Origin of the sequence: Nonomuraea rubra (assembly GCF_014207985.1) — a bacterium.
Classification (GTDB): domain Bacteria; phylum Actinomycetota; class Actinomycetes; order Streptosporangiales; family Streptosporangiaceae; genus Nonomuraea; species Nonomuraea rubra.
Genome location: NZ_JACHMI010000001.1, coordinates 9,568,939 through 9,581,106, shown reverse-complemented (window position 1 = coordinate 9,581,106; position 12,168 = coordinate 9,568,939). Strand labels below are relative to the sequence as shown.

The 12,168-nt window shown below is 73.8% G+C and carries 11 protein-coding genes; 6 read left to right on the top strand and 5 right to left on the bottom strand.

Annotation, left to right across the window (positions count from 1 at the left end; genetic code table 11):
* Positions 1-19 precede the first annotated feature (19 nt).
* Positions 20-1,246: a hypothetical protein gene (locus HD593_RS43640; RefSeq protein WP_185108567.1), complete on the bottom strand. Its 1,227-nt coding sequence runs from the start codon at positions 1,244-1,246 to the stop codon at positions 20-22.
* A gap of 1 nt (position 1,247) precedes the next feature.
* Entirely contained in the window at positions 1,248-1,868 is a 621-nt protein-coding gene (locus HD593_RS43635; protein ID WP_185108565.1) for a hypothetical protein, read from the bottom strand.
* 131 nt (positions 1,869-1,999) lie between these two features.
* Between HD593_RS43635 and mycP the strand changes: the two genes are divergently transcribed.
* The 5 genes from mycP (at position 2,000) to HD593_RS43610 (ending at position 5,487) form a co-directional block, all read left to right on the top strand.
* Positions 2,000-3,130, top strand: a complete 1,131-nt coding sequence (mycP, locus tag HD593_RS43630; RefSeq protein WP_185108563.1) for a type VII secretion-associated serine protease mycosin — start codon at positions 2,000-2,002, stop codon at positions 3,128-3,130.
* Between the two features lie 95 nt (positions 3,131-3,225).
* Positions 3,226-3,552: a WXG100 family type VII secretion target gene (locus HD593_RS43625; RefSeq protein ID WP_185108561.1), complete on the top strand. Its 327-nt coding sequence runs from the start codon at positions 3,226-3,228 to the stop codon at positions 3,550-3,552.
* Positions 3,553-3,583: 31 nt separating this feature from the next.
* On the top strand, positions 3,584-3,883 hold the full coding sequence (locus HD593_RS43620; protein ID WP_185108559.1) for a WXG100 family type VII secretion target: 300 nt from the start codon (positions 3,584-3,586) through the stop codon (positions 3,881-3,883).
* Positions 3,884-3,889: 6 nt separating this feature from the next.
* The gene (locus tag HD593_RS43615) at positions 3,890-4,228 is read left to right on the top strand and encodes a hypothetical protein (RefSeq protein ID WP_185108557.1); all 339 of its coding nucleotides are present in this window, start codon (positions 3,890-3,892) and stop codon (positions 4,226-4,228) included.
* The gene (locus tag HD593_RS43610; RefSeq protein ID WP_185108555.1) at positions 4,228-5,487 is read left to right on the top strand and encodes a WXG100 family type VII secretion target; all 1,260 of its coding nucleotides are present in this window, start codon (positions 4,228-4,230) and stop codon (positions 5,485-5,487) included. The genes HD593_RS43615 and HD593_RS43610 overlap by 1 nt, the downstream gene beginning before the upstream one ends.
* Before the next feature lie 6 nt (positions 5,488-5,493).
* Here HD593_RS43610 and eccCa read toward each other — a convergent pair whose 3' ends face one another.
* Positions 5,494-9,453: a type VII secretion protein EccCa gene (gene eccCa, locus HD593_RS43605; protein ID WP_185108553.1), complete on the bottom strand. Its 3,960-nt coding sequence runs from the start codon at positions 9,451-9,453 to the stop codon at positions 5,494-5,496.
* Positions 9,454-9,548: 95 nt separating this feature from the next.
* On the opposite strand from eccCa, the gene eccD reads away from it, so the two are divergent.
* A complete protein-coding gene (gene eccD, locus HD593_RS43600) occupies positions 9,549-10,949 on the top strand; it encodes a type VII secretion integral membrane protein EccD (protein ID WP_185108552.1) in 1,401 nt (466 codons plus the stop codon).
* Here the strand turns inward: eccD and HD593_RS43595 are convergent.
* Both HD593_RS43595 and HD593_RS43590 read right to left on the bottom strand, forming a co-directional pair.
* Positions 10,946-11,773 carry a hypothetical protein gene (locus tag HD593_RS43595; protein ID WP_185108550.1) on the bottom strand — a complete coding sequence of 276 codons (828 nt, stop codon included), beginning with the start codon at positions 11,771-11,773 and terminating at the stop codon, positions 10,946-10,948. The two genes, eccD and HD593_RS43595, sit on opposite strands and share 4 nt — an antisense overlap.
* Complete coding sequence (locus HD593_RS43590) at positions 11,770-12,084, bottom strand: hypothetical protein (RefSeq protein WP_185108548.1); 315 nt, start codon at positions 12,082-12,084, stop codon at positions 11,770-11,772. The genes HD593_RS43595 and HD593_RS43590 overlap by 4 nt, the downstream gene beginning before the upstream one ends.
* Positions 12,085-12,168 lie beyond the last annotated feature (84 nt).

Sequence of the window (12,168 nt, the reverse complement as noted above, 5' to 3'; positions counted from 1 at the left end):
CACCGTCATGCGATCACCGTCATGCGATCACGGACTCGCCGCCCAGGTCATCGCCGGCGAACGCGTCGTGCTCCACCAGGGGCAGCGGGACCCGCTCCCGCTCGCGATCCTGCCCGGCGGGCCCGGTGCCCGGCGGGTACATGCCCATCGGCGTGCCGGCCGGGCCCATGCCGGAGGTGCTCGCCACGCCGGGCGGGTTGCCGGTGAACGGCGTGACCTGGGCGCTTCCGGGGGAGATGCCGGGGCCGCCGCTCGTGGCGGGCGGCTGGGGCACGCTCGTGACCGGGATGTTGGACGGAGTCAGCTGGGGGGCGCTGGACAGGGTCGTGGTGGGTGGGGGCTGGGAGAGGTTCGGCGTGTTCGGAGCAGGCGTGCCGAGCGAGGGGTTCGGGAGCGAGGGGTTCTGCTGTGTGGGGTTCTGGGCCGTGCCAGGGAGGTCAGGGGAGGGGCCGGGCGTGGCGGGGTTCTGGAGTGACGGGTCCTGCGGTGACGGGTTCTGGAGGCCGGGGATGTCCGGTGCGGAGGGGGTGGGGCCGCCGCTGAGACCCGGGGTCTGCCCGTACGGCGACTCCAGGCCGGCGCCCGCGTACGGATTGCCCGTCGGCGCACCCGCCGGCCCACCGGACGACAGCCCGGGCAGGCCCGGCTGCGGGAGCGGCACGCCCGTCGTCCCCGCCTGCGGCGCCGTCGCGCGCTGCTCCAGGTAGTCGGGGACGGCGTGGTACACGTCCACGATGAAGCGGTTGAGCTGCTGCAGGTGGTGCCTGGCCAGGGCGTGGGCGTTCGTGTCCGTCTGCCCGATGTTGTCGCCGATCCAGTCGTCCAGGTCGTTGAGGAACGTGCGCTCGCCGAACCACTCGCCCGTCCTGGGCACGTTGTTCTGGAACCAGGGCAGGACCTGTTCCCCGTACCAGATGAGCGGCCGGCTCAGCCCGTCGGCGGCGAAGCTGATGCGGGCGAGGTCCCGCTGCAGCTCCCCGATCTTCTCGAAGGCCTGCTCCAGGTACTCGCCGCCGAGGGTCTGCGCGATGCGGTCGGCCTCCCGGCGCAGCGTCTCCACCGACTCCCGGCACAGCTCGGCGATCTCGCGGTACCTGTGGCCCGCGTCGGCGATCCTGGCGGGGTTCGTGCCCTGGATGAGGGCGGAGACCTCGTCCACCGTGCCCGAGCCGCCGGTCGTCGCCTGCGTGCCGTCGATCCTGGGCTCGGTCTCGCTCCTGAGCCCCTGGCCCCAGTAGCCCGTCATCTCAGACCTTCTTGACGCTGCCGGCGGCGCTCCGGTCGGCGGACTTCGCGGTCTCGACGGTGGCGGCCAGGGCGTCGACCACGGCCGCGTACACGCCGTAGACGCGGTCGACGGCCGCGTCCAGCGTGGTGCGGGCCTGGTCGGTGGTGGCCTTCAGCTGCGTGGCGGCCTCCCACTTGCCGAGGTCGTTCTCGTCGAGCGCGGTGTTGCGGAGGCGGAGCTTGAGGCTCTGCCCGCCCGCCTCGCCCTGGAGGAACGCGAGGTTCTGGCGCAGCCGCTCCACCGGGGACGACGGGAGGGGCCTGCCGCTCGCGTCCTCGTACTCGGCCAGCTTGACGAAGGACGTCTTCTTCGCGGTGCCCGGGTCCACGTGGTTCTCGGCGAGCAGCCGATCCTGCTGTGCCTGCGTCGGCGGGGCGGGAGGCGTGCCGGGGTAGCCCCCGTTGCGGTGGTCGTGGACGTGCTCGGCGTACGCGTCCTCGAGGGTGGGGTCCTTGGGCCCGGTGACGACGTCCTTGCCGACGATCTCGGTCTCCGTCTCCCGGTACTCCTCCGCGTATCCGAGGCCGGGCCTGGGGTTGCCGTGGACGTCGCCGCCCTCGGCCGTGGGAATCCCCGTCATGCTCACTCTCCGCGTCCACGTCGATGGACATGCCGACACCTGCCTACCCGCCGCCCTGCCGACCGTGGGCCTCATTTCAAGATATTTCTAAGAGAGCCGTACGAATCGGAAAGGTCGGCAGACTTCGTGCCGTGCCCTTCACCTGGTACGGCGCCGCGGCCGTTCTCCTCGCCCTGACGCCCACCCCCGCCCCCACCCGCACGGTCACCTGCGATCCCGAGCCCGGCGTCGCGGAGGTCACCGGCACGCCGTGGCCGCAGGAGCGGCTGCGCTTCCAGCAGGTGTGGCGGCTGACCAGGGGCGAGGGCGTGACGGTCGCCGTCGTGGACAGCGGCGTGGACGCCGGGCACCCCCAGCTCGCCGGCGCGGTCGCCCGGCAGGTGGACCTCACGGGCACGGGCCCGCGCGACTGCGTGGGCCACGGCACCGCGGTCGCCGGGATCATCGCCGGGCGGGACCTCACCTCGCGCGGCGTGCCCGTGCTGGGCGTCGCGCCGGAGGCCGCGATCGTGTCGGTCAAGCAGACCGCGGGGCAGTCGGGCGACGTGACGCGGCTGGCCGAGGGCATCAGGCGGGCGGCCGACCTGGGGGCCGAGGTGATCAACGTGTCCGTGCAGGCCCACGACGCCCCGGTGCTGAAGTCGGCGGTGACGTACGCGCAGCGCAAGGACGCGGTCATCGTGGCGGCGGCCGGCAACGTCAAGCAGGACGACGGCGCGGTCACGCCCGCCTACCCGGCGCAGTACCCGGGCGTGATCGCGGTCGGCGCGGCCTCGCCCGACGGCAGGAAGCCGGACTTCTCCAACACCGCGACCCGCATCTCGGTGACCGCGCCGGGCGCCGGGGTCACGAGCGCGTGGACGGGCGGCGGCTACCGTACGGGGCTGGACGGCACGAGCTTCGCCGCCCCGTTCGTCTCGGGCGTGGCCGCGCTGGTCAGGGCCAGGCACCCGGAGCTCGACCACTGGCAGGTCAAGCGGAGGCTGGAGCGGACGGCCGAGGGCGGAGGCGCGGCCGGCACGGGGGCCGGGCTGGTCAACCCCCTGCAGGCCGTCACCTCGGTGCTCCCGGCGGCGGCGGAGAGCCGGGCCGCCGCGCCGCCGGTCGTCCTGGCCCGTGCGCCGGTCCCGGACGAACGCCGGCGCGGCCTCGCCATAGCGATCACCGCGGGGGCCGCGGGCGTCACGGCGCTGGTCGTGTTCCTGGGGCTGACGTTGCCCAGAGGCCGCAGGCGGCGGGCGCGACATTTACAGGAAAGTTGAAATCGTGGATCCGGCCGCCGGAGGCCGCTTACCTTGATCCGGCGACGAACGGAAACCCGGCCGAATTCGGGTTCATGAGATCCGAGAGGTGAACCGTGGCAGTCCAGCCGACGACGTACGCCGAAGGCAGCCAGCACAGCGCCGCGGAACGGGCGCAGCTCGCCGTCGGGAACATCGAGCAGATCCGCAACCGGCTCAACCAGATCCCCGCGACGCTCGGCGCCGCCTGGCAGGGCGAGGCCGCGACCGTCTACACGCAGGTGCTCAACGAGTGGACGCCGCAGTTCACGAAGGTCATCCAGGCACTCGACCTGATCGCCGAGAGGCTGGAGGCGACCGGCATCCAGTACACCGAGTCGAACACCCAGGCCAACGACGTCGCCGCGCAACTGCGGGCCTCGCTCAACGGCGGCAAGCTCTGAGCGGGCATCCGACGGCGAAGGAGAGCTGACCATGACCGGCAACCCCGACATCATTCTCGCGAATTTCGACCAGATGGACGAGATCGCGGCCGAGCTCGGCCGCGCCTACGCCAACCTGGTCGGCGAGCTGACCGACCTCGAGGCCGACCTGAAGATCCTGGAGACCTGGGAGGGCTCGGCCAAGGACGTCTATCTCGACGCCAAGCGCCAGTGGAACGAGGCCGTGGTCACCATGGGCGACACCATGCAGCGCTTCGGGCCCGCGCTGCACGACGCGACCGAGATCATGCGGGACGCGGAGAACGCCAACGTCCGCCGCTGGGGCACCTGACCCGGCGTGAACGAGCCGCTGATCGACCCGGCCACGGCCGGGGACCAGACGAGGTGCAGGCCGGAGGCGCTCCACGACGTGGCGAGCAGGCTCTCCACGGACCTGCTGCCGCAGCTCGAAGGGCTGCACCACCGGATGGCCGACCTGCCCCACGGCGCCGCCGGCACGTGGGACCTCGCCCTGCAGTACGCCGACACCGTCGGCCGGGCCAGGCAGGCCACGGGCGAGTCGGTGCGGTTCGTGGCGGAGCAGGTCCAGCGCGTCATCGACGACCTGGTCGCCACCGCGAACTCGGTGCGGGACGCCGACCAGCGCGCCGCCGGCGGCGCCCCGCGGGGTGCGTAGTGCCGGAACCGCGACAGATCAAGGACGGTTGCCTGCAAGGCGGGAACCCGGCCCAGTACGGTGGCCGCGACGCCATCAAGGCGCAGATCATGGCGACGGGCCCGGAGAAGTTCGGCCCGGCCGTGGAGGGGTACCAGGCCACGGCTCGGCTCCTCACCACGGCGATCACCACGCTCGGCGACAGCGCGGCCCGCCTCGTGGCCGACGGCAACTGGGGCGGCGAGTCGGCCAGGGCCATGCTCACCAGGATGAACCGGCTCCAGGCGTACCTGCAGTCGCTGCGCGACGCGGTGAACCTCGTCCCGCCCTCGCTGGAGACCGTCAGCCAGGCGCTGGCCTCGGCCAAGGAACGGTTCGAGCAGGAGACCGAGCCCCGTAACCACTACGCGATGGGGTCGGGGTCGCCCGACAACGGGGACGGCAGGGCGAGGGAGTTCATGACCCGGCTCAACGGCGCCTTCCACCACGCGCACACCATGCTGCCCGACCGGCTGCCGTGGGACGCCCGGCTCGCCTCGCCCGCGCCGTACCTGCCGCCGCCCGAGCGGGCTGCGACGCCGGTGCAGGGTGGCGACCTGCCGTACGAGGACACGGTGCCGGCGCGGTCCGCCACCCGGCTGGCGCAGTCGTCCGGGTACGAGGCGGCGACACCACCCACGCAGCCCGGCCCGCAGGCGAGCACCCCCGCGCAGGCCGGCCCGCCCGCGCAGCAGCCTCCGACCAGTGGCACCCCGGCCCCGGCCGTTACAGCGGGGACCGGGCAGCTCAGCAGCATCACCCCGAGCCAGGCAGGGACGAGCGGCACCACGCCGGGCAACGTCCCCGGCACCTACCCGGGACCCGGCCGGCCGGCCGCCCGACCCAACGCCTTCACGCCCGTCCCGGCCGCGCAACCGAACACCCCTACACCCGCCTCGACGACCCGCCCGGCTCCCACCGGCAAGCCGATCGGCACCCCCACGGTGCCCGAGACCGCCCCGGTCGTCAGCCCCATCCGCGACCCGTACACGACCAGCGCCGCCCAGGGGCCCGGCCCGTCCGTGCGGCCGGGCAGCGTCCCCGTCGTGGACGGCTCCTGGACCAGGCCGCTGACGGCCGCGGCCGAGCCGGCCGCGCCCGGCACCGGAGGAATGCCGTTCATGCCCTGGGGCGGCGCCGCGCCCCAGGACGCGCAGAGCACCCGCCACCCGGCCGCCGCGAGGAGCGCCGACGACTTCTTCCGCCCGGAGATCGACCCCGGCACCCCCGTGGTGGAGTGACCGCGCTCACGTCCCGGAGAAGGCGGTCTGGATGAGCCGTTCGCCCGACCGCCGATCCACGTAGAGCCCCCGCCCGGCGGGCAGCGGCCGGGGCCGTACGTTGCCGAAGAGCTGCCCCTCGTCCCGCGGCCCCGACAACATGACGGCAGGCGAGTTCAGCTCCTTCAGCCGCCGCACCACCGGATCCAGCATGCTCCGCCCGGCGCCGCCCATGGCCCGCGCCAGCACCAGGTGCAGCCCGATGTCGCGGGCCTGGGGCAGCAGGTCGCCGAGCACGGCCAGCGGGTTGGCCGAGGTGGCCACGAGGTCGTAGTCGTCCACGATCACGTACAGGTCCTGCCCGGTCCACCAGCTCCGGGTCCTGAGCTGCTCGGAGGTGAGGTCGGGGGGCGGCAGCCGTTCCTGCATCACCTCGTGCACCCCCTTGAGCAGGGTCGCGGCGGCGGCGCTGGAGGCGGCGTAGCCGACGCGGTGCTCGGTGTCGGTGGCGTCGAGCAGCGAGCGCCGGTAGTCGATGACGACGAACCGCGCCTGCCCGGTGGCCAGGCCCCGGGCGATCACCTTCAGCAGGTTGCTCTTGCCGCTCTCGGTGTCGCCGAACACCACGAAGTGCGGGTCGGCGTCGAAGTCCAGCAGGACAGGCGCGAGCGCGGCCTCGTCGATGCCGATGGGCACACGCGTGCCGTCCGGCGGGGGAGGGGGCAGCGTGTGCGCGGGCAGCAGCGCGGGCAGCAGGCGGACGGGCGGCGCCGGGTGGTCGTGCCAGGCCGCCTTCGCCGCCTGGACCAGCGCGGAGACGCCGTCGGCCAGGTCGTCCACGGCCTGGCGCCCGTCGATGCGCGGCAGCGCGGCCAGGAAGTGCAGCGACTCGCGGGTGAGCCCGCGGCCGGGGGCGCGTTCCGGCACGTTCGCGGCGGCCCTGCGGTCAATCTCGGAGTCGAACGGGTCGCCGAGCCGCAGCTCCAGCCGGGTGCCGAGGAGGTCTCGCACGCCCGCGCGGAACTCCATCCACCGGTTGGCCGTGCCGATGACGTGCACGCCGAACCCGAGCCCGCGCGTGACCAGGTCACCGAGGTCGCCTTCGAGCTGCTCGTACTCCTGGCGCAACACCGACCAGCCGTCCACCACCAGGAACACGTCGCCCCAGCCGTCGCCCTCGTAGCCGCCCGAGGCGACCAGCCGCCGGTAGCCGGCCATGGAGTCGATGCCCTGCTCCACGAACAGCCGCTCCCGCCGCTCCAGCACGCCCCGCACCTCGGCGACGGTCCTGCGCACCGCGTCGGCGTCCAGCCGGACCGCGACCCCGCCGACGTGCGGCAGCCCGGACAGCGCCGACAGCGTGCCGCCGCCGAAGTCCAGGCAGTAGAACTGCACCTCCTTCGGGGTGTGCGTGAGCGCGAGCGAGGCGATCAGCGTGCGCAGCAGCGTGCTCTTGCCGGTCTGCGGCGCGCCCACGATCGCGACGTTGCCCGCCGCGCCCGACAGGTCCAGCCAGTACGGGTCCCGCCGCTGGTCGAACGGGCTGTCCACGACACCGGCCACGGCGTGCAGCCGTCCCGGCCGCTCCGGCGCCGTGCCCGCCGCGGTGAGCCCGTGCGCGGGCGTGGCCTCGATGCGGGGCAGCAGCCGGTCGAGCGAGGCGGGCTCCTTCAGCGGCGGCAGCCAGATGCGGTGCGCCTCGGGCCCCTGGCCGGCCAGCCGCTCCACCACGATGTCGAGCAGCGTGTCCTGCCTGCCCCTGTCCTCCACGACCGGTGGCGGCCCGGCGGCGGGCGGCGCGGGCACCCGTTCCGCGCCGTACCAGACGATCTTCCCGCGGTGGCCCCTGGGAGCGGCGGGGGCGTGCGGCTGCCGTGCCAGGTGCGGCCCCGAGACGTAGGCGGCCTTGAACCTGGTCATGCCGGTCGTCTCGAACATCAGGTACGCGTTGCCCGGCTCCGGCGGCAGCGAGTACGCGTCGGCCACGCCCAGCACCGCCCGGCTCTCGGCGGCGGAGAACGTCCGCAGCCCGATCCGGTACGACAGGTGCGTGTCCAGCCCCCGCAGCCGCCCCGCCTCCAGCCGCTGCGAGGCCAGCAGCAGGTGCACGCCGAGCGAGCGCCCCAGCCGCCCGATCATCACGAACAGCTCGATGAACTCCGGCTTGGCCGACAGCAGCTCGCTGAACTCGTCCAGCACGATGAACAGCGTCGGCAGCGGCTCCAGATCGGCGCCCTGCTCGCGGGCCTGCTCGTAGTCGCGCAGCGAGGCGTGGTTCCCGGCCGCGCGCAGCAGCTCCTGGCGGCGTACCAGCTCGCCGTGGAGCGCGTCGTGCATGCGGTCGACCAGCGGCAGCTCGTCCGCCAGGTTCGTGATCACCGCCGAGACGTGCGGCAGCGCGTCGAGCCCGAGGAACGTGGCCCCGCCCTTGAAGTCGACCAGCACGAAGTTCAGCACCTCGGACGAGTGCGTGATCGCCAGCGCCAGCACCAGCGTGCGCAGCAGCTCCGACTTGCCGGAGCCGGTCGCGCCCACCACGAGCCCGTGCGGCCCCATGCCGCCCTGCGCCGCCTCCTTGATGTCCAGCTCGACGGGCCGCCCGTCGGCGCCGAGCCCGATCGGCACCCGCAGCCGGTTCCTGACGGGCCGGGGCTGCCAGGTGAGCCGGGGCGAGAGCTGCCGGGCGTCGCCGATCCTGAGCAGGTCGGTGAGCGTGGTGTTCGTGGCGAAGACGTCCCGCTGGTCCTCGCCGCCCCCGGCGGTGGCCGGCCGCATCGGCGCGAGCTGCCTGGCCAGCGCGGCGAACGCGGGCTGCGCCATCCGGTCAGGACGCCCCAGTACGGTCCTGACCTCCTTGCCCAGCTCGTCCTCCGCGACCCTGGCCAGCTCGCCGGGTGTCACCTCCAGCCGCAGCGTGAGCTGCGACGGCGCCTGCGGGGTCGCGCCGCTCAGGTGGATCACGGTCACGCCCTCGATGACGTCGAGCCCGAGCTGGCTGCCCGCCGGCACCGTGCCGCCGTCCAGAACCACCACGTGGTACGGCACCGCCCCGTCCGACAGCCCCTTGCTGAACCGGGGCCGGTCCTTCAGCTCGAACCCGAGCAGCTCGTCCAGCTCGCCCAGATCCGCCACGAGCAGCCGCACAGGCCCGGCCCCGTCCTCCTCCGTCGGGTGCAGGGCGTGCGGCAGCCACTTCACCGGCTCCCACTCGGCGGCCCGCTCGCGCCCCGCGCACACCGAGATCCGCAGCTCCTCCGGCGAGTGCAGCACCGCCGCCTGGGCCAGCGCAGCCCGTACGAGGTCGCGGGCCGCCACCGGATCCCCGGCGAGCACGATCCGCGCGAACGAGTGCAGCGCCAGCGCCACCGGCAGCCCCGGGACGGTGGCGTGCGTGCGGACGAACCGGCGCAGCGCCCCTGCCGTCACCGGGTCCAGGTCCTCGATCGGCCTGGTCTCGGGCGGGATCATCGGCAGCGCCAGCCGCTGCGCCGAGGTCGCGATCCTGACCTGCGCGAAGTCGTCGTCGCGGGGCCGCCGCTCCCACAGCCGGGTGGTCATCGCCAGCGACCACAGGGCGGTGGGGTCGGGATGGTTCCAGGTCATGGCGCGGTGCTGCTGCGCGGCGGCCTGCCGGACCCGCTTCCTGACCTGCTCCAGGTAGCGGTAGTAGTCGCGGCGCTGCCCGTTGAGCTGGTTCTTGCGCTCGCCGGCGTTGCGCATCAGCTGCCCCACGCTCATGCCGACCATCGAGATCGCGAACAGGCCGCCGGAGACCAGCATGATCGGGTTGCCGGTGGAGCCGCCGGTGAACATCAGCGCCATCGCGCCCGCCCCCGCGATCATCGGCAGGTACGTCAGGAGCTGCGTCAGCCCGCCACCCGTCACGGTCTCCGGAATCTCCGGCGGGGACTCCAGGAGCACCTCGCCGCCGGGAGGCTCCGGCGGCCTGCGCCGCTCCGGCCTGCGCACCACGATCACCGGCCCCATGTAAGCCGCTGACGTAGGGATATAGGCGATATTTCAAAATTCCTAGAGGCTTTTGGCCTCTCGCGTGGCATGCCCGATCCATACACTCGTGCGTTGTGAGCGCCACCGGAACCGACCTGTGCCGGGTCACCGTCGTGACCCCGCGCGGCTTCCTGGACCTGGGCCTGCCGCAGGACATCCCGCTGGGCAACCTGCTGCCGACCCTGCTCCGCATCGCTGGAGAAGGGGTCGCCGGCGAAGGGCTGGCCGAGGCGGGCCTGGCCCACGGCGGCTGGGTGCTCCAGCGGCTGGGCGGGCCGCCGTTCGACCCGGGCGTGACGCTGTCGGAGCTGGACGTGCACGACGGCGAGCTGCTGCACCTGCGCCCGCGCGGCCACGAGCTGCCCGAGGTCGTCTTCGACGACGTGGCCGACGCGGTGGCCACCGGCGTGATCGAGCGCACCGGCCGCTGGCAGCCCGCCGCCACCAGGACCTACGGCCTGCGGGCCGCCGCAGCCCTGTCCTGCCTGGGCGCCGCCGCGCTGCCCCTGGCCGGGCCGCCCTGGACCCCCGTCGCGCTCGTCGCCGCGGCCGTGGCGCTGGTGCTGCTGCTGGTGGCCGTGACGCTGTCGCGGGCGCTCGGCGACTCCCGCGCCGGCACGGTGATCGGGTACGCCGCCCTGCCGTACGGCTTCCTGGCCGGGCTGGCCGGCCCCGCCTCGGGGCAGGCGCTCCTCGAACCGGACAACCTGCTGTCGGCCTGCGGCGTGCTGCTGATGCTCGCCACGGCGGCCGGGTTCGCGGTGGCGCGGGCGCTGCCCGCCTTCCTCGGCGTGGCCGTCGCCGCGCTCGCGGGGCTGCTCGCGTCCGGGCTGGTCATGGCGTTCGACCTGCCTGCGGCCGGGGTGGTGTCGGGGCTGGCCGCGCTCGCCGTGGGGCTGACCACGACCATCCCGTCGCTGTCGTTCCGGCTGGCGGGGATGCCGCTGCCCGCCCTGCCCACCACGGCGGAGGACCTGCGCCGCGAGAGCGGCGACCTGGACGGCGAGCTGGTCATGGACAAGACCGTGGTGGCCGACCGCTTCTGCTCGGGGCTGCTCGGCGCGGTGGCGATGGTCGTGCTCGCCGCCCAGGTGCTGCTCCTGCTGGAGGACACCTGGACGGCATTGGCCATGAGCGCGGCGCTGTCGTTGTCGCTGCTCATGCGGGCCCGCGTGTTCGAGGGGCGCGGCCAGCGGGCCTGGCTGCTGTCCGCGACCCTGCTCGGCGTCGCTCTGCCGGCCGCCGCCGCGGTGGTGACGGCGGCGGACGCGACGGTGCTCTACCTGGTCGTGCCGGGCCTGGTGGTGCTCGCCCTGGCCGTGGCGGGGACGGCGCTGTGGCTGGCCGCCGCGCGCCCGTCCCCGTTCTGGGGCCGCGCGGGCGACATCTTCGACATCCTGCTGATGATCGCGCTGATCCCGCTGTCCCTGGCCGTGCTGGACCTGTACGAGACGATCCGCGGCCTGGTCGGCTAGGGCTGGTTCCGCACCACGTCGTCCAGGTCCAGGTCCCCGTCCGGGGTCCTGACCCGCCAGTCGAACGTGCCCGCGGCGGCCGGGAGCCCCTGCCCCGGCGGCTGCGCGAACGTGCCCGCCTTCGAGGCGTCGATGGCCGCCCTGGTGAAGTCGATCTTCGCCGCGCCGTCCGGCCGCATGAACATGAGCTGCAGGGCCGCCGTGCCGCCACTGTAGGCGGCGACCGCGCTCAACGCCGAGTTCAGGAACGTCTGCAACCGGCCGGTCGCCGCGCCCAGCGACACGTTCGCCTGGGCCGCCGTCGCGCGCATGGCCACCCGCGCGGCCACCCTGGTCTGCGGGACGAGCGCGAGCACCTGCAACTGCAGCAGCCTCAGGTACGTCGCCCGCGCGATCCCGGCCGCCGCGCCCCAGTAGACGGCGAAGCCGTCCCCGATGCTGTCCACGTGCCCCGCCACCCACTGCACGTTCGTGCGGTAGGCGTCGAGCGCGGCCCGCAGCTCGGTGGCGGCGCCGGCGAACGCCTTCTGGTCCTCGGCGATCCAGCTCCGCCCCGAGGAGTTGATCACCGCGGTGAGCGCGTTGCTGGCGCCCTTGTCGAGCCGGCCGCCCGCGCCCGACTGCAGGTTGGAGGCCGCCGTCCAGATGCCCGGCACGTTCGCCACGGCCGGCACCGTGGCCAGCAGGCCGAGGGCGAGCGACGGCTCCAGCCTGGCGGCCCTGCGCAGTGTGTCCTGCACCGCGGCGGGGTCGGGCGTGCTCTTCGCGGACCGTAGGACGGAGCCGTCCCTGGCCCGTCCCGCGACCCTGGGCACCCGGCTCACGGCTTGACCCGCTGGACGGCCAGGTCCTCGGCCGTGCGCCAGTTCTGCTCCGCGTACCTCAGGTCGTCGCCCTCCCACCGGCCGAGGACGGCGAGCACGGCGTCGGCGTCGCGCAGGAAGGAGTCGAGCAGTGACCGGTAGAGCGCGCCGACCGTCCACTCGCCCACGGCCCCCCAGCCGGGGAAGTCGACCGCCTTGTTCTCCTCGAAGATCTGGCGCACCTCGGTGAAGATCGGCAGCAGCTCGTCCCTGATGCTGCGCCGGACCTCCCCGATAGCGTCGGGGGTGATATAACGCGTATCCGGATTCACGCCATCCACCCTGTAACACGCGACCGCGGTCAAGTGCCGATGTCATTCACTGATCATTAACCGTTCTCAACTCGGAAACCGAGC